Source organism: Mesorhizobium sp. B2-8-1 (assembly GCF_006440955.1).
In the GTDB taxonomy this organism is placed as follows: Bacteria; Pseudomonadota; Alphaproteobacteria; order Rhizobiales; family Rhizobiaceae; genus Mesorhizobium.
The window spans coordinates 17,444-34,574 of record NZ_VFTX01000002.1; the positions used below are offsets into that span (position 1 = coordinate 17,444).

Annotated in this window: 16 protein-coding genes; 10 read left to right on the plus strand and 6 right to left on the minus strand. The window is 63.4% G+C overall.

Annotated features, from left to right (window positions below; all coding sequences use genetic code 11):
* Nucleotides 1–32 precede the first annotated feature (32 nt).
* From FJ428_RS04240 to FJ428_RS04285, 10 genes are all read left to right on the plus strand, one after another.
* A complete protein-coding gene (locus tag FJ428_RS04240) occupies nt 33–1,031 on the plus strand; it encodes an ABC transporter permease (protein ID WP_140557954.1) in 999 nt (332 codons plus the stop codon).
* Nucleotides 1,032–1,207: 176 nt separating this feature from the next.
* Nucleotides 1,208–2,035, plus strand: coding sequence for an AraC family transcriptional regulator (locus tag FJ428_RS04245; RefSeq protein WP_140521561.1), 828 nt, complete (start codon nt 1,208–1,210; stop codon nt 2,033–2,035).
* Nucleotides 2,036–2,152: 117 nt separating this feature from the next.
* Nucleotides 2,153–2,596: an SRPBCC family protein gene (locus FJ428_RS04250; RefSeq protein WP_140878983.1), complete on the plus strand. Its 444-nt coding sequence runs from the start codon at nt 2,153–2,155 to the stop codon at nt 2,594–2,596.
* A 10-nt stretch (nt 2,597–2,606) separates the two neighbouring features.
* Nucleotides 2,607–3,401, plus strand: coding sequence for an FAD binding domain-containing protein (locus FJ428_RS04255; protein ID WP_140499860.1), 795 nt, complete (start codon nt 2,607–2,609; stop codon nt 3,399–3,401).
* Nucleotides 3,402–3,453: 52 nt separating this feature from the next.
* The gene (locus FJ428_RS04260) at nt 3,454–3,936 is read left to right on the plus strand and encodes a (2Fe-2S)-binding protein (protein ID WP_140499861.1); all 483 of its coding nucleotides are present in this window, start codon (nt 3,454–3,456) and stop codon (nt 3,934–3,936) included.
* A gap of 10 nt (nt 3,937–3,946) precedes the next feature.
* The gene (locus FJ428_RS30835) at nt 3,947–5,314 is read left to right on the plus strand and encodes a xanthine dehydrogenase family protein molybdopterin-binding subunit (RefSeq protein ID WP_140499863.1); all 1,368 of its coding nucleotides are present in this window, start codon (nt 3,947–3,949) and stop codon (nt 5,312–5,314) included.
* Nucleotide 5,315: 1 nt separating this feature from the next.
* Nucleotides 5,316–6,320 carry a molybdopterin cofactor-binding domain-containing protein gene (locus FJ428_RS30840; RefSeq protein ID WP_140567550.1) on the plus strand — a complete coding sequence of 335 codons (1,005 nt, stop codon included), beginning with the start codon at nt 5,316–5,318 and terminating at the stop codon, nt 6,318–6,320.
* Between the two features lie 8 nt (nt 6,321–6,328).
* On the plus strand, nt 6,329–7,210 hold the full coding sequence (locus FJ428_RS04275) for a MoxR family ATPase (RefSeq protein ID WP_140515853.1): 882 nt from the start codon (nt 6,329–6,331) through the stop codon (nt 7,208–7,210).
* 101 nt (nt 7,211–7,311) lie between these two features.
* Nucleotides 7,312–8,388: a VWA domain-containing protein gene (locus FJ428_RS04280; RefSeq protein WP_181167242.1), complete on the plus strand. Its 1,077-nt coding sequence runs from the start codon at nt 7,312–7,314 to the stop codon at nt 8,386–8,388.
* Nucleotides 8,388–9,275 carry an amidohydrolase gene (locus FJ428_RS04285; protein ID WP_181167212.1) on the plus strand — a complete coding sequence of 296 codons (888 nt, stop codon included), beginning with the start codon at nt 8,388–8,390 and terminating at the stop codon, nt 9,273–9,275. The genes FJ428_RS04280 and FJ428_RS04285 overlap by 1 nt, the downstream gene beginning before the upstream one ends.
* Before the next feature lie 11 nt (nt 9,276–9,286).
* Here the strand turns inward: FJ428_RS04285 and FJ428_RS04290 are convergent, their stop codons facing one another.
* From FJ428_RS04290 to FJ428_RS04315, 6 genes are all read right to left on the minus strand, one after another.
* Nucleotides 9,287–9,694, minus strand: a complete 408-nt coding sequence (locus tag FJ428_RS04290; protein ID WP_140557944.1) for a carboxymuconolactone decarboxylase family protein — start codon at nt 9,692–9,694, stop codon at nt 9,287–9,289.
* A 181-nt stretch (nt 9,695–9,875) separates the two neighbouring features.
* A complete protein-coding gene (locus FJ428_RS04295; protein ID WP_140515857.1) occupies nt 9,876–11,372 on the minus strand; it encodes a sugar ABC transporter ATP-binding protein in 1,497 nt (498 codons plus the stop codon).
* Complete coding sequence (locus FJ428_RS04300) at nt 11,372–12,421, minus strand: hypothetical protein (RefSeq protein WP_140878984.1); 1,050 nt, start codon at nt 12,419–12,421, stop codon at nt 11,372–11,374. The genes FJ428_RS04295 and FJ428_RS04300 overlap by 1 nt, the downstream gene beginning before the upstream one ends.
* Nucleotides 12,418–14,541, minus strand: coding sequence for an SMP-30/gluconolactonase/LRE family protein (locus FJ428_RS04305; RefSeq protein WP_140878985.1), 2,124 nt, complete (start codon nt 14,539–14,541; stop codon nt 12,418–12,420). The genes FJ428_RS04300 and FJ428_RS04305 overlap by 4 nt, the downstream gene beginning before the upstream one ends.
* 229 nt (nt 14,542–14,770) lie before the next feature.
* On the minus strand, nt 14,771–15,796 hold the full coding sequence (locus FJ428_RS04310) for a sugar ABC transporter substrate-binding protein (RefSeq protein WP_140562376.1): 1,026 nt from the start codon (nt 15,794–15,796) through the stop codon (nt 14,771–14,773).
* 118 nt (nt 15,797–15,914) lie between these two features.
* A complete protein-coding gene (locus FJ428_RS04315; protein ID WP_140499878.1) occupies nt 15,915–16,901 on the minus strand; it encodes an ABC transporter permease in 987 nt (328 codons plus the stop codon).
* Between the last annotated feature and the right edge of the window lie 230 nt (nt 16,902–17,131).

Here is a 17,131-nt window from a genome sequence, read left to right on the forward strand (position 1 = left end):
GCGCGTTTCGCTGCCGGCAGGAAAGGTCGATAATGGCAGTCACCCTTGATCAGACGATCGCGCAGAAACAGCACAGTTTTCTGTCGCGGCTGCTCTCCAGCCAGACGTTCTGGGTGGTGATCGCCGTCATCCTCGCCTGTATCTTCCTGTCCTTTGCCACCGATGCCTTCGCCACCCCGAAGAACCTCTTCAACATCACCCGCAACGTCACCTTCGTCGCCATTGTCGCGCTGGGCATGACCTTCGTCATCATCACCGGCGGCATCGACCTCTCGGTCGGTTCGGTGCTGTGCCTCTGCTCGATGGTGCTGGCCGTTACCATGCATGCAGGGTTTTCGATCGAAGTCGGCATCCTGGCCTCGATCGCCACCGCACTCGTCATCGGCGGCTTCAACGGCATTCTGATCGCCTATCTCGGTTTTCCGCCCTTCGTGGTGACGCTCGGCATGCTGTCGATCGCCCGCAGCCTCGCCATGGTCGCCTCCAACAACACCGTCGTCTTCCAGTTCGGGCCCGATCACGACAAGCTGCTGGCGCTGGGCGGCGGCGCCTGGCTGTTTGGGATCGCCAATCCGGTGCTCTACATGATCCTTTTGGCGCTGATCACCGGCTTCGTCCTGCGCTGGACCAAGTTCGGCCGGCACATCTTCGCCATTGGCGGTAACGAGCATGCTGCGACGTTGACCGGCGTTCCGGTGCGCCAGATCAAGGTCGCCGTCTACATGATCTCGGCGTTGTCGGCGGGAATAGCCGGCATTATCCAGACCGGCTGGCTGGGCGCCGTCACCACCAATCTCGGCAACGGCATGGAGCTGCAGGTCATCGCCGCCACCGTCATCGGCGGCGCCAATCTCGCCGGCGGCGTCGGCACCGCCTTTGGCGCCATCGTGGGTGCCGCCCTCATCGAGGTGATCCGCAACAGCCTCGGCCTGCTCGGTATTAACGCCTTTTGGCAGGGCACCTTCATCGGCGGCGCCATCCTGCTGGCGGTGCTGTTCGACCGCATCCGCAACTTCAGGCGAAGCGATTAAAAGCCTGTCTTCGCCGAACCGCCGTTCATTTCCGTCCTATCGTTCAGTCTGAAAATCGGCTGAGGCGGCCTGCCGCGAATACCGGCCGTGCGGCTATGCCTTGACGGATACGGAAAACCGGCCGCACAATCCCCAAGCAGGCGAAGGGAGCCAGTCGCCTGCGGGAGGATATACCCATGACGGAAGCGATCAGGCTCTACTGGGGCCGGTTCGGACATGTTTCTGTCCTGAATGTCGCAAGCGACTTCGTCACCCATGCCCATGTCGAGGCACATCTCATCATCTGGCTGGAAGGCACCGCCGGCGAGATGACCATCGGTCGTGAGACGGTCCTGCTTGGGCCTGGCACGGCTGCCGGCATCAACTCGTTGCAGCCGCACAGCCATGTGCTGTCGCAGGACGGCACACCGGGCCTGTTCCTCGCCTTCTACATCGACGCGGATTGGGCACGGCGGCGCCGTGACCTGCCATCGTCCGCGCCGCTTTTCGCGCAGGCGGCAATCACGCTCGAACCCTGGCTGCACCAGGCCGCTGCCGGCCTGCTCGATCATCTGACCGACAATGAGAGCATTGACGATGTCGCCAATTACGAGATCGAGCGCTTCATCGATTCGGTGCTGGATGCCGCCGACGCTTCAGCTCCGCAGGAGCCGCGCGGCCGCGTGAACACCATGCAGGATTTCCGCGTCCGCAAGGCGATCCAGCTGATGAAAGCCAATGTCTGCGAGCGTATCTCCTTCGATGACGTGGCGCGCAGCGTCGGCCTGTCGCGGCCGCATTTCTTCGCCCTGTTCAAAGAACAGACCAGTTTGACGCCCAACGTCTACTGGAACACGCTGCGCATGGAGGAAGCGGTGCGCCAGCTCCAGTGGTCGCATGAGCCGCTGATATCGGTCGCCTGCAATCTCGGCTTCACCACCCAGGGCAATTTCTCGCGTTTCTTCCGCGACCATGTCGGCGTGCCGCCGACGCTCTATCGCGAAGCGGCGCGAGCAGTGTCCTGACGGGCCGGAAAGCGGCTATTTTCAGACTGATTGATACGTGCCCAAGACGCATTGATAAGCACCGCGACCACGATCGGCCTACCGTCCCAAGCAGAACGTTTGCAGGGGAAAGAGCATATGGCTGATGTCACCATCTCCACCGTCATCGACACGCCGGTCGAAAAGGTCTGGGCGCGCATCCGCGACTTCAACGGACTGCCGAATTGGCATCCGCGCATGGTCGAAAGCCATATCGAGGACGGCAAGGACGCCACCACGATCGGCTGCGTGCGCAACTTCCAGCTGGCCAGCGGCGCGCGGCTGCGCGAAAAGCTGCTCGATTTCTCCGATGAGAATTTCCTCGTCAGCTATTCGATCCTGGAAACGCCGCAGCCGCTCACCAACCACAGGGCTACGCTGCAATTGCGGCGCGTCACCGACGGCGACCGCACCTATGCCGAATGGACCGCCAGCTTCGACGCAGCACCCGAAGAAGCCGACAAGCTGGCCGAGGGCATGGGCGCCAATGTCTTCCAGGGCGGCTTCAACGCCCTGAAGAGCCATTTCACCGGCCAGGGTTGAGGAGCGGGCCATGGCGCTGGCATTGCAGAGTTTTGCAACGGTGAAAGACGCCAGCGCGGCGCTGAAAGCCGCCGGCACGCGCTATCTCGGCGGTGGCACGCTCGTCTTGCGCGCCGCCAATGAGGGCGACGTTTCGGTCTCCGGCCTTGTCAGGTCGACCGACCCGGCCTTGTCGGTCATCACGGTCTCCGGCGGCACGATCCGCATCGGCGCTTCGGTGACCATGGCGGCGATCGCCCGCCATCCCGAGCTCGGCCAGCTTGCCAAGGCCGCGCGTGCCGTTGGCGGTCCGGCGATCCGCAACATGGCGACCGTCGGCGGCAATCTGTTTGCGCCAAGCCCCTATGGCGATTTCGCAGTCGCCCTGCTGGCGCTGGACGCCATGGTGAGCACCAATGACGGCGAAATGCCGATGGAAGCGTTTCTGGCCAAGCGGGGCGGGAGCCGCGCGATCGTCACCTCGGTCAGCTTCACGCGGCCGGCGCAGGGAAGCTTTCGATTCGTGAAGGTCTCGCGGGTAAAGCCCAAGGGCGTCTCGGTGCTCAGTATCGCCGCTATCCTGGAACAAGCCGGCGACGGCACGATATCCTCGGCGCGCATCGCGCTCGGTTGTATGGCCGACCGGCCGATGCGAGCCAAGACAGCCGAAAAAGCGCTGCTCGGCAGGACACTGGACGCGGACGGCATCGCTTCGGCACTGGCCGCCGCGGGCGACGGCACCGCACCAATCACCGACCCGATCGCCAGCGCCTGGTATCGCGCGCAAGTGCTGCCGGTTCATCTCGGTCGGCTGCTGCTCAGCTAGTCACATTCGGGGCGCGCGCTTGCCCTGCGGGGCAGGCGCGCAAGGAGGAAGAATGGCAAAGGTTCCCGTCCAGTTCACGCTCAACGGTTCTGAGAAGGCCGAATTCGTCGAAAGCGGCACAACGCTGCTCAACGCCTTGCGCGACAAGATCGGCGACACTTCGCCGAAGGGCGGCTGCCATCAAGGCACCTGTGGCGCCTGCTCGGTGATCGTCGACGGTGAGCTCCGGCTGTCCTGTCTGACGCTCGCCGAGACCTGCAACGGCGCTGCCATCACCACCACGTCGGGTCTTGCGGAAGGCGGCGTCCTGCATCCGCTGCAGCGCGCCTTCCTCGACGCCTTCGCCACCCAATGCGGCTTCTGCACGCCGGGCATGCTCATGGCGGCCAAGGTGTTGCTCGACCACACGCCCGATCCCAGCCGCGACGATGTCGTCGAAGCGCTGTCGGGCAACATATGCCGCTGTACAGGCTACGAGCCTATCATCCAGGCGGTGCTCACCGCCGCTCGCGCCAACTCGCAGAACGCGGCCTGAGGGAAGCAAGATGGAACTGCGCAAAAGCTATTTTTCGGACGTCCGCAAGGATGACCTCAACGAGATCGGCCAGCCGAGGCCCCGCTCGGATTCGCCCGGCCATGTCACCGGCAAAACCGCCTATTTCGCCGACCGCAACTTTCCCGGCATGTTGCATCTGAAGATGGTGCGCAGCCCGCACCATCATGCCCGCATCCGATCGATCGATACGTCCGAAGCGGAAAAACATCCGGGCGTGGTGAAAATTCTCACCGCCAGGGACGTCCCGCACAATGTCTACACCATCCTGATCCTGATCCAGATCGGGCCGGAGGACGAGGCGGTTCTGGCCGACGGCAAGGTGCGCTGGAAGGGCGAGGCCGTGGTGGCGGTGCTGGCCGAGACGGAGCGCGCCGCCCAGGAAGCCGCGGCCAAGGTCAAGGTCGACTACGAGGTGCTGCCGGCCGTCTTCGACATGGAGGAAGCGCTGAAGCCCGGCGCGCCCCTCGTCAACGAGTATCACGGCCAGAACTACTATCTCTATGACAGCGGCGAGTGCCGCAAGGTGCGCTTCGGCGATGTCGAGGCGGGGTTTGCCGAGGCCGACTACGTCCTCGAACAAAGCTACCAGTCCTCGCCGATAGAGCATGCGCCGACCGAGACCACCGGCTGTATCGTGGCACCGGAGGGCAATGACCGCTTCACCTGCTATACCAACACGCAGGCGATGTTCTTCACCCTCGACAACACGTCGATCATTTTGCAGATGCCGGGCAGCAAGCTGCATTTCGTCGGCGGCACGGTCGGCGGCGGCTTTGGCGGCAAGGTCGATGTCATCGTCGAACCGATCGCGATCCTCGGCGCCAAGCTAACAGGGCGACCGGTCTGTTTTACCTACAGCCGCGAGGAGGAGATGCAGATCTCGTCACCTCGCGCGGCCGAAAAGGTCGTCATCAAGGACGGCGTGATGAAGGACGGCCGCATCGTCGCGCGCAAAGTCACCGGCTACACCGACGCCGGCGCCTACTCCCGCCATTCGCCCTATGGCGCCCAGAAGGGCGCGGGGCACTATCCCGGCCCCTACACCATCCCCAATGTTTGGATCGACACGTACTGCGTCTACACCAACCGCACCCCCTCCTCCGCCATGCGCGGCTTCGGCGTCACCATCGGTGACTTCGCGCTGGAGGTGCAGATGGACAAGCTGGCGCGGCTGATCGGCATGGATCCGCTCGAATTCCGCTTCATCAACGCCTATCGCGACGGCGATATGAAGGCGCATCGCCAGCCGACCGAAGGGGCGGCCCTCATAGAGTGCATGCAGGAGGCCTCGCGCGCGGCCAACTGGCCCGTGGCTGAGAAATACATGGCAATGTCCTCCTACGCGAAGGGAGCTTGAAATGGCGATCAGGCGTGGACGCGGCGTTGCCGCGATCAATTATCCCACGGGCATGAACCTTGGCGGCGATCCCACCCAGGCGCTGGTGCATTCGACCCCAACCGGCAATTTCATGGTGACCCTATCATCGGTCGATCTCGGCCAGGGCATGAAGCAGATCATGGCGCAGATCTGCGCCGAGACAATCGGCGTGCCGACCGACCGCGTCGTCGTCGACACCGCCGACACCGACACCGGCCCGCACTGCATGGGCACTTTCGCCTCGCGCGGCACGCACCGCGCCGGCAACGCCGTCATCCAGGCGGCGAGGGAAGCCCGCCAGGTGATGCTGGAAGTGGCCGCGGAGGAGTTGGAGGTCAACGCCTCCGACCTCGAGACCGACGGTCAGGGCAACATATTGGTGAAGGGCGCGCCGCAGAAATCGATCTCGATCTTCGACGTCGCTCTGTCGGCGCATTTCAAGCGCGGCCGCTCGATCTCGGGACGCGGCATGTTCCTCATCCCGCGCTCCTATCCGGAGAAGGAGACCGGCGCGATGAAGCCATCGACCTGCTACGCGCATGCCTGCACGGTGGCCGAGGTCGAGGTCGATGACGAGACTGGCGAGGTGACGGTGCTGACAGTGAAGAACGTCTTCGAGATCGGCCGTGCGCTGAACCCCAAAATGGTCGAGCAGCAGCTGGTCGGCGGCTCCTGGATGGGCATCAGCCACGCGCTCTACGAAACGACCGAGCCCTATTATCCCAGCCGTGACCACGGCGGCACCGACTTCAATCAGTATCTGATGCCAGGTCCCGGCGATCTGGCCGAAACCGAGGTCATCGTGCTGGAGCGGCCCTCGGCAGATGGTCCTTACGGCGCCAAGGGGCCCGGCGAAATGTGCGCCAATCCACAGATTCCGGCGGTCGCCAATGCCGTTTTCGACGCTGTCGGCGTGCGCATCGACACGCTACCGATCACGCCGGAACGCATTTTGCGTGCGCTCAAGGCGCAAGCGACGACCTGAGGACCGACATGCCCGAGGTAAACGCCGAAACGGTCGCGACTTCGCCAGAAGCGGTCGCCGAGCGCCTCGCTGCCTCGCATTATCTGGCTGATGAAAGCCTGGCGACGGCCATCTTCCTGGCGATCCGGCTGGGCAAGCCGCTGCTGCTCGAAGGCGCTCCGGGCGTCGGCAAGACGGAAGCGGCCAAGGCAATCGCCGGGCTGCTCGGCCGCGATCTGGTGCGGTTGCAATGCTATGAAGGCATAGACGCCGCGCATGCGCTCTATGAGTGGAACTACCAGCGCCAGCTGCTCGCCATCCGCCATGCCGGCGAGCAAGAAGTCGATATCTACGACGACCGCTTTCTGATCGCCCGCCCGCTGCTGCAGGTCCTGAAGGCGCCGGAGCAGCGCATCCTGCTGGTCGACGAGATCGACCGTTCCGACCACGAATTCGAGGCGCTGCTGTTGGAGTTTCTTTCCGACTTCCAGATCAGCATTCCCGAGCGCGGCACCATCCGCGCCACCGCACAGCCGATCGTCATCCTGACCTCCAACCGCACCCGCGAACTCGCCGAAGCGCTCCGGCGGCGTTGCGTCTATCACTGGATTGGCTATCCCGATGCCGAGCGTGAGGCGGCCATCATCATGCTGCGCGCCGGCGATGTCGCAGAGGCAACGGCACGCGCCGTGGCCACAGCCGTGCAGACCATCCGCGCGCGTCCACTCGCCAAACCGCCCGGCATCGCCGAGGCGGTCGAATGGGCCAATGCCGCGACCATTCTCGAAAAAGGCGGCAGTCCATGGCCGGAAGCCTTCCGCCGCGCCATCGGCGTGCTGATCAAGGACGAGGAGGATCTGTCCTACATCGCGCCCGAGCTCGGCCGGATCGTCGACGAGGTGCTGGCGTGAGCCGCGACGTCATTCAGCAACGCGGGCGGGACAGCGCCCCCCTCTGTCCTGCCGGACATCTCCCCCGCGCCGCAACGCCCTTGCTCAGCTTCGCTCGCCTGCTGCGCCGCTACGGCTTCGCTATTGCCCCGGAACAAGTCTCCCGTTTCATGCAGGCCGTGACCCTGCTGGGGCCGCGCTCGATGGCGGACATCCGTGAGGCGGCCCTGGCCACACTAGCGCCGCCGCCTGACCGCCGCGACGAATTCGAAGCGCATTTCCAGAGCCATTTCTATGGCAACGCGTCAGCTGTGATCGAAGGCGATGCAGACGAGGAAACGCGCATCAAGGATGATGGCGGTGCCGACGACGAACGGATCGAGGCCGAGCAGAAACAGGAAGGCGGCGAGTTGTCTTCCGCCCTGGAGCAGTTGAGCTCGCGCGACTTCCAGCGCGACGACGACAGTCTGACCGCGTTTCGCCGAAAGCTGTCATCGGCCCTGCCCGCCCGATGTTCCTTCCGCACCGTGCGTACCCATTCGCGCGGCAAGCTCGACCTGCGCCGCTCGCTCAGGGAAATCGTCGGCGCAGATGGCGATGTCCCCTCGCCGCTGCTGCGCCGCCGCCAGACCGTGCCGCGCAAACTGCTGCTCTTGATCGATGTCTCCGGCTCGATGAAGCTGCACACCGCCGACTATCTCAAGCTGGCGCATGCCGCCGTCCAGGGCGCGGACCGCGCCGAGATCTTTACCTTCGGCACGCGGCTCACCCGCATCACCTCGGCATTGCGTATCCGCGACCGCGATCAGGCGCTGGCGCGCGCGGCGGCCCAGGTCGACGATTGGGATGGCGGCACCCGCATGGGACCGACCCTGCTGGCATTCCTCTCGGTGCCGCGCTTTTCGTCGTTCACGCGCGGCGCCGCGGTCGTCATTCTCTCCGACGCGCTGGAGCGCGGCGACCATGCCGAACTGGAGATTGCCATGCGCAGGCTTAGCGCCCGCGCCTTCCGGCTGTCGCTGGCGACCCCGCTGGCCGGCGATCCGCGCTTCCAGCCGGCGACAGCGGCGCTGCGCGCCATCCTGCCCGACCTCGACGATCTGGTCGACGGCTCGTCGCTGGCCGGCCTCACCGATTTCATCCTGTCGCTCGCACGCCCCGCCCCGGCGGCCGCGACCATCTGGAAAAGGGTATCGTGATGCAGAAAGCCATCGACGCGCATTTCCACATCTGGCGCCAGAAGGACCAACCATGGCTGGTCGGCCCGATGGTGCCGCGCATCTTCGGCCCTTACGAACCGATCCGCCGCGACTATCCGATCGATGAATTTTTGGCCGACCAAAAAGGTTCGGGCGTCGAAAAAGCCGTCTATGTCCAGACCAATTGGGCCAAGGAGGATTTCGAGAAGGAGGTCGCCTTCCTGCAGAAGACCGCTGACGAGACCGGCTGGCCGCACGCCATCGTCGGCTATGCCGACATGACGGTGGACGATGTCAGGCCGCAGATCGACCGGTTGATGAAATACAGGCTGCTGCGCGGCGTGCGCATGCAACTGCACTGGCACGAGACCCCGGCCTTCCGCTTCGCCGCCTCGGCCGACCAGGTGATCGACCCCAAGGTCCGCGCCAACGTCGCGCGGCTGAAGGATTACGGCCTGTCCTTCGACCTGCAGCTCTTCCCCGCCCAGATGAAGGACGGGCTGACGCTGGTCGGCGAAAACCCGGAGACGAATTTCATCCTGACCCACGCCGGCATGCTGACCGGCATGGAACCGGAAACCACCGAAGCCTGGAAGGCCGGCCTGCGCACGCTGTCGGCGGCGCCCAATCTCTACGCCAAGCTGTCTGGCCTCGGCACCTTCGTTCACCGCAACGACCCGGCGCTGATCGCCTACATCATCGACAATGCGATCGATATTCTTGGCAGCGACCATCTGATGTTCGGCTCGAACTTCCCGATCGAGAAGCTCTGGACCGGCCACGCCGAACTGATCAAGGCGCACCGCGATGCGGTGGAGAAGCATGGCACGGCGGCGGAAGCCGACATTTTCTGGAACGCGGCGGAGAAGGTTTACAGGCCGGTGTAGCGCGTCTTTCCTCACTTCACCTCGAACTGTGGATCGACCGGGATCTGCATTGCCGTCACCAGATGGTTGGTCTGCCCCGCCAACCCGATGATCGACACCAGTTCGCCATGCTGTGCGTCTGTCATGCCCTTGGCGCGCGCCGCCGCGGTGTGCGAATGGACGCAATAGGAGCAGCCATTGGCGGTCGACACCGCGATGTAGATCATCTCCTTGGTCAACGGATCGATGGCACTGTCTGCAACCATCACCGCCTTGAGCTGTTCCCAGATACGCTTCAGCGCCACAGGATCATTGGCCAGCCCGCGCCAGAAATTATTGACGAAATCGGATTTGCGCGTCGCGCGGATGTCGTCGAACACCGCCTTTAAGGCCGGGATTTTCTCCACCTCGGCATCGCTCAGGAGTCTGGTGGTGGCCATGGTGTTTCCTTTCGTTTTTCAATGCCGGACGTTTGAATCGGACGCTGAACAGCCGCCGCCAATCCATTCACTTCATTCGCCTATTCGCCTTTTGCGACGCAAACGGCACCGCGAGGGTATGTCGAGATTCAAGTCAAGCTGGCGTTTGCAGGCCGGCCTCACCTGAATACCGACACACTCTCTAATGCACCGCCGCATACATAATCTTCTCCTCCGTCGCCTCGGCCGGCGAAAACTCCTCGACGATACGGCCCTGGCGGCAGACCAGGATCCGGTCGGACAGGTTCATGATCTCCGGCAGGTAGGACGAGATGACGACGACGGCCAGACCCTCGTCGGCCAGCCGGTTGATGATCTGGTGGATCTCGGCGATGGCGCCGACATCGACGCCGCGCGTCGGCTCGTCGAAGATGACCACGCGCGGCTTCTGCACCAGCCCCTTGCCGATCACCACCTTCTGCTGGTTGCCGCCGGAAAGCTCGACCACGCGCGCATTGTCGTTGATCGCCCTGATGTTCAGCGTCTTGGTCCATTCGGCGGAGAGCGCGCGCATCTCCTGCTGATTGATCACCCAGCCTTTTTCGCGGCCGGCCGCCAGCAGCCCGCCGAACAGGTTCTCGGCAATGCCCATCGTCTCGAAAATGCCTTCGCTCTTGCGATCCTCCGTGACGTAGACGATGCCGTCGGCCACCGCTTCGCTCGGCACGAGATAGCGCACCGGCCTGTCGTCCAGCTCGATCGCCCCGCCGCGCAGGAAATCGCGTTTGTAGATGCCGGACACGATTTTGAACGTCTCGGTACGGCCGGAGCCGATCAGCCCGAAGACGCCGGTGATCTGGCCTTCGAAGATCGAGAACGAATTGTTGCGCACGACATTGCTCATTGAGATGTCCTGCACCGACAGAACTTTCTTGCCCGCCTTGCGCAGCCTGGCCTCGTCTCGCTGGCGATAGATCTGCCCGGACAGCATGCGCCCGACCATGGCGGCAACGATCCGGTCGCGATCGAAGGCCGACGTGTCGTCGGTGATGACCAACTCGCCGTCGCGCAGGATGGTGATGCGGTCGGCAATCAGCAGCGCCTCTTCCAGCGCATGGCTGATGAAGACGATGGAGACGCCGCGCGCCTTGAGCCGCCGGATCAGCGCGAAGAAGTGCCGCTTTTCCTCCGGCGTCAACGTCGCGGTCGGCTCGTCGAAGATGATGATCTCGGCATTGTGGTGCACGGCGCGCGCGATCTCGACCATCTGGCGCTTGGCCGCGCCAAGCGTCGCCACCATGGCGTTCGGGTCGACCGGAAAATTCAGCGACTGCAGGAACTGCTGCGCGGAAATGTAGGTGCCGCGCAGCCGGTTGAGGAATTTCTCGGTGCCGAGATAAAGATTCTGCGCCACCGTCATCGACGGCACCAGGCTGGTCTCCTGGAACACCATTGCGATGCCCGCCTCGAGCGCCGCATGCGGCGAGGCGTAAGCGATCTCGCGTCCCTTGTGGAACATCTTGCCCGAACTGGCGTCGACCACTCCGGCGATGATCTTGGTCAGCGTCGACTTGCCGGCGCCGTTTTCGCCGAGCAGCGCGTGGATCTCGCCCTTGCGCAATTCGAAGCTGACATTCTTGACCGCGGGCACGCCGCGATAATTTTTGGTGACATTCTCCAGGCGCACGATTGGTTCCATCAAAACCCCCCGGCATCGACAGCCAACACGCAGTCGCCGCCCTTCGAGGCGACGAACAGTTCGCCATCTTTTTCAACCACGCTGCAAATGCCGTGACGTATGCCGTTGGCGCGGCTGTGCAGGCTGAACCGAGGCTGCATGTTCTGGTCGAGCCTGACCACCAGACCGTAGGAGCGGCTCGGCGACCAGGGCTTGTGGATGCCCATCGTGCGGATGCCGCCGCATTGCAGCGGTTCGAGGAAGCTGCGGCTTGAGGCCAGAGCCGGTGCGATCCAATAGGCCGGCGGCACCTGCTCGATCATGTCCTGACGGTAATGCGTCTCCTGCAGCACGAATTCGATCAGCCGGTTGCGCGGCGCAAACAGGGTCAGCCACGCGCCGCCATCGGCTGCCGGCGACAGCCGCGCGGGATAGCCGGGCAGATGGGTCAACACCGTCGAGCGGCTGCCGCTTGCCGCCTCGAAGCGGATGAGCTGATGGCGCCAGCTCTCGCTCACCAGCACATCCCTGCCGATGGGATGGAGCCCATAGGGAAAGGCGATGGCGCCGGCCACCTTGCGGAAGGTCCCGCCTGCCGCATCCTGCTTCCAAAGCGATCCGGACGCGCCTTTCTTCATCAGGTCGGCCGCCCATTGTGATGGTGCGAATTCGGCCGAACCATTGGCCAGCCACAGAGCGCCGTCACCGGCATAGGCGAGCGCGGTGATGCAGCTGACACCAGCCGGTAGCGAAACATCCCTACCGCCGACCAGGAGCTTGCCGCTTTCCAATCCGACCGTCAGCTCACCCGATGGCGAGAACGCCAGCGCGGTAACGGTGGACGCAAAGGTCTCGACCAACTTGGGCGCGGTACCGGCGGCAATCGAATAAACGGCGTTGCCGCTGGAAGCGAGCAGCTTGTCGCCAGAGATCAGCAGATTGTCCGGTTCGGTCAGTTCGGCAAACGCCGGCGCATCGTCAAGCTGCGTGTTGGGTCGGAAAGCGCCATCCAGCGGCGGGATCGTCACCGCCTTGCCGCGAAATAAATCCAGGATGGGATCGAGGATCATCGCTTTGCTCCCCAATAGGAAGCCGGGCTGGTCCAGTTCGGATCGGCACCCGAGATCTTGTAGCGGCCGATGCGGTTGTTGAGGATGCCGCCGACGAACAGAAAACCCTTGTGCTCGCGCATCGAGGTGACCATCGGATGCGCGCCGCCCGAGAGGTCGCCCATCGCTTCGACGATGTCGCCCTCCTCCGTGAATTTCACCACGCCCCCGGTGTTGATGTTGGGGAACAGCCATTCGTCCTGCGGCAGCCGGCGTGTCATGCGCTTGCGCATGTCGGGATGGCGCAGCGACAGGTCGAAGCTCGGGGTGCGCATGCCGAGCCACGCCATCCAGTAATTGCCGTCGGAAGCGCGGTTGATGTTGTCGGGGTAGCCCGGCATGTCCCGGATGACGCATTCGGCGGTGCCGGCCTTCGGCCCTTCCAGCCAGTAGCGATGCATACGGCAGGCCCAGCTCTCGGCGAAGAACAGCGACTTGCCGTCATGCGCCATGCACACGCCGTTGGTGTAGCGGTAGCCGTCGAGCAGCGTCCTGGTCGATGCGTCCTTCGGGTCATAGACCAGAAGACGGCCGGTGGCGCGGTTCTCGATCGAATCCAGCGCCCAGTCATGCGCGTCGTAGCGCTTGGTCGAGTCGGTGAAATAGATGCGGCCGTCCGGTGCTATGTCGCAGTCGTTGGGATCGCGCAGCCGTGCGTCGTCGACGACCGATGTCCAGGAGCGCGACGTTTCGGCCGACAGGCGTTTGACCTCACGATCGGGCGAGACGGAATAGAGCCCCATGGCGCCGACACAACTGATCAGATTGCCTGATTTGTCGAAGGCAAGGCCGAGCGGAAAGCCGCCGATATGAGCGAACACTTCCGACTTCACATAGTCCGGTGCGAAGAAGCGGACGATCTCGCCATGGCGCGTGCCGCAATAGAGGTGGTCGTCACGGTCGAGGATGACATCTTCCGGTCCCTCCAGTTCGCCGAGCCCGATATGGTCGGCGCCCGACAGCCTGTCGTCGAGTTCGTATGATGTGCCGGAGCCGGGCGCCGCCGACTGCGTCTCGCCCATCCTGAGATAGACCGGCGCGACATAGACCTCGTTCAGCACCTTGTGGCGGTTCTTCAGCCAGCGGATGTCGATCGTCACCGCCACCGCCAGCATGATGCCCAGCACCATCTGGTTGGTGCCGGTACCGTAGCCCAGCCTGATCAGGCCGTTGGTCATGGTCAAAACGATGATGGCGCCCATCAGCCCCTTGATCACCGAGCCGCGCCCGCCTCCGAGGCTGACGCCGCCGACCACCGCCGCGGTCAGCGCCATGATCTCGAGGTTGAGGCCGGTGCCCGGCCCTGCTCCGCTCAGCCGGCAAGCTATGAGGAAGCCGCCGATCGAGGCGCAGAAGCCTGAGAAGACATAAGTCATGAACACGGTGCTGCGCACACGGATGCCGGCATTGTGGGCAGAGCGCCGGGAGCCGCCAACCGCCAGCACATGCCAGCCGGGCCGCGAGCGCGTCAGCGTGATATGAGTGACGATGGCGAGGATAATGGCCAGCCACACCGAGACCGACAGGCCCCAGAAGGTGCCGTCGCCGATGAAGTCGAGCACATCGGAGGTGGCTTGGGACAGCTGCACATCGGCGGCATAGGTGGTGACCAGGATGTCGAACAGCGCCCGCCCGAAAATGAAGGTCACCAGCGTGGTGAGGAAGGCGCGCAGCCTGAGGTATCCGACGAGATAGCCGTTGACGGCGCCGAAGACGAGGCCGGCGGCAAGCGAAGCGGCCAGCGCCAGCCAGATCGACTGTTCGAGGATGAAGAAGACATAGACGGCCGAAAAGCAGGACAGCGCAAAGATCGAGCCGACCGACAGGTCGATGCCGCCGCCAAGCATCACCACCGTCATGCCGGTGACGACCATCGAGAATTCACCGAGCTGGCGGGTCGATTCCTGCAGCGAGGTCAGTTTGAAGAAGCCCGGAATGATCGAACCGAACACGCCGAGTGTTGCCACCAGTGCCAGGAAGGGAATGGCATTGTCGGTCCAGCGCTTGGTCAGTATCTCGCCGACCAGATGGTCGGGCACGAGATTGTAGCGCCAGGCCTGGAGGCGTTCGCGAAAGGACATCAGGTCACTGCTATTGCGAGAGAAGAGAAAAAGGTGGCCGGGTAATCGCTCCGGAGCAATTCTCAACTTCGCCGCTGCCCCTCATCCGCCTGCCGGCACCTTCTCCCCGTGAAGACGCCCCCTCTCCCCGTTTTCACGAAGAGAGGGTAAGGTGAGGGGCAGCGCTGAGGTTGGCGATTGTCCACGTACAACCCGGCCGCCATGTTGATATCAGGCGTAAACTCGCGACCTACTTCGCCGCGGCTTCCGCTTGCAACGCCTTCAGGTCCCAGCAGCTGTCGGGCTTGAGGTCGGCCTTGGTCGTCGCCTTCTCCAGCGTGTAGATGTAGGTGTGCGACGTGCCGGCCGGCTGGCCGCTCTGCAGCAGGAACTTTATGATGGCATTCATGTCGCCCGACTGCCGGGCAAGGTCGGTCATGACAACCGCGCCATAAGTGCCGTCCTGCAGCTTGTCGCAGTCGGCCGCCTTTTCGCCGCCGCCGGTGGTGACCAGGAAAACCTTGCCGTCGAGCTTGGCGTCACGGATCGCGGCCGACGCGCCGGTAGCATCACCATCCCAGAAGTCGATGATCGAGCAGATGTCGGGGTTCTGCTGCAGCATCGTCGTCGTGACATTGCGCGAGGTGGTCGCATCCCAGTTGGAGTCGGGCTTGGCCACGACCTGAAACTCGGGATGCTTTTCCAGTACCTTCATGATGCCGGCGTACTGATAAAGGCTGGAGGAGTTCGCTTGATCGCCCTGCACAAGGCCGATCTTTTTGGACGAGTTCTCGCCGCAGCCCTTGATCGCGGCTTCCGCCTCGAGTTGGCCGAGCCGGTCCCAATCGCTGCCGACAAAGGCATCGGCCGGGAAATTGGCGGGATTGTCGACCAGGATCACGTAGGTGCCGGCTGCCTGCGCCTTTTTCATCAGCTTGGAGTAGGAATTGAGGTCGGGCGCGTGGATGATCAGCACGTCAGGCCTGGTGTCGGAGGAGATGGCATCGGTGATCGCCTGCGCGCCGGCATCGACGACCCAGTTCGGATCGCGCGTCTCGAACGTGCCGCCCCAGGCCTCGACTTCGGTCTTCAAATAGTGCGCCCAGCCCTGCGCCAGGTCGAAGCCCATCGCCAGCGGCACCAGCATGACGCGTTTGCCCTTGAGTGCCTGCGCATAGGCAGCGGGGCCCGGATCGTCGGCAGCGAAGCTCGGCGCCACGAACGCGGTGACCGCAAGCGCCGTCGCGGCGGCCATCAATGTTTTGATCAGTTTCATGTCACATCCTCTGGTTGGTCGTTGTTATTTACGGCCGGCCCCAACCGTCCGCTTTGGTCTAGTCTTCCTGTTTGAGCATGATCTTTTCCGAAAAGTTCCCACTTTTCGGGATCATGCTCTAGATGTCGCCCTGCTGCGCCGTCTGTTCGTCACGCGGATTGATGATGCCGTCGACGATGATGGCACCGAGCAGGATCGCCGCCTTGATCAGGTTTTGGTAGAGCAGCGGAATGTCGATGATGGTCATCGCATTGAGCAGGATGCCGATCAGCGCCGCTCCGACCAGCACGTTTCGCACCCCGCCTCGTCCGCCCGAAAGCCCGATGCCGCCGATCACCGCCACCAGCACGATGTCGTAGAGCAGCGTCGAGTTGACGACGCGGGTGTTGATCGAATGCAGGCTGGCCGCTGTCAGCAGGCCGGCGATCAGCGCGACGAAGGCGGAAAGCACATAGCGCAGCACCAGCATCGGCCGCACTGGAATACCGATGTTGCGCGCGGCGACCGGATTATCGCCGGCGAAATAGATGTAGCGGCCCCATTTGGTGTAGCGCAGGAACAGGAAGAACAGGAAAGCCAGTGCAGCGAAGACGAACACCTCGATGGGAATGTCGAGGAAGCGCAGGCCGCCAAGCAGTTCCACCCAATGGCCCTGCGGCACCGGAACCGCATCCTGCGTGATCAGTTGCGAGCGCACATAGCCGAAGACGAAGGAGCCGGTGGCAAGCGTCACGAAGATCGCCGGCACGTCGGCGTAAGCGACGAGAAAGCCGTTGAGCAGGCCGATGGCGAGCACGCCGGCCAGCACATAGGCGAAGGCGAGCCCGTCAGGCGTTCCTGAATTCATCAACTGCAGATACCAGGCGACCGACATCGCCATGATCGCCACCGCCGAGAGGTCGATGCCACGGCCAATGATGACGACCGCCATGCCCAATGCCAATATGCCCAGTACCGAAACCGAACGAACGATGGCAACGAGATTGTTCGGAGCGATGAAGCCCGGCAGGCCTATGGCCGCGGCAATGAACAGCATCACCGCTATGGCAAAGACAATACCTTCCTGGTTCAGGCTCTTGAAACTCGGCCGACCGATCGCGTTCATTGTCTGTCTTCACCCCGGCGGCAGCGCTGCCGCCCCTGGGAAGAAAGCTAATCGGCTCAACGTCGGTTCGTCAAATGAATCCGCGTTCAAAACACGGACTGCCGACGAGACTCGCGATGTGGACGCATTGATTGCTGATGCTGGCGCAATGCCCGGAAACTTCAGCACTTTTGGCAATTGTTTGCGCCATCCCTGCGTCTTGCGCAAGCACGACACCAAGGCGCAAGGCG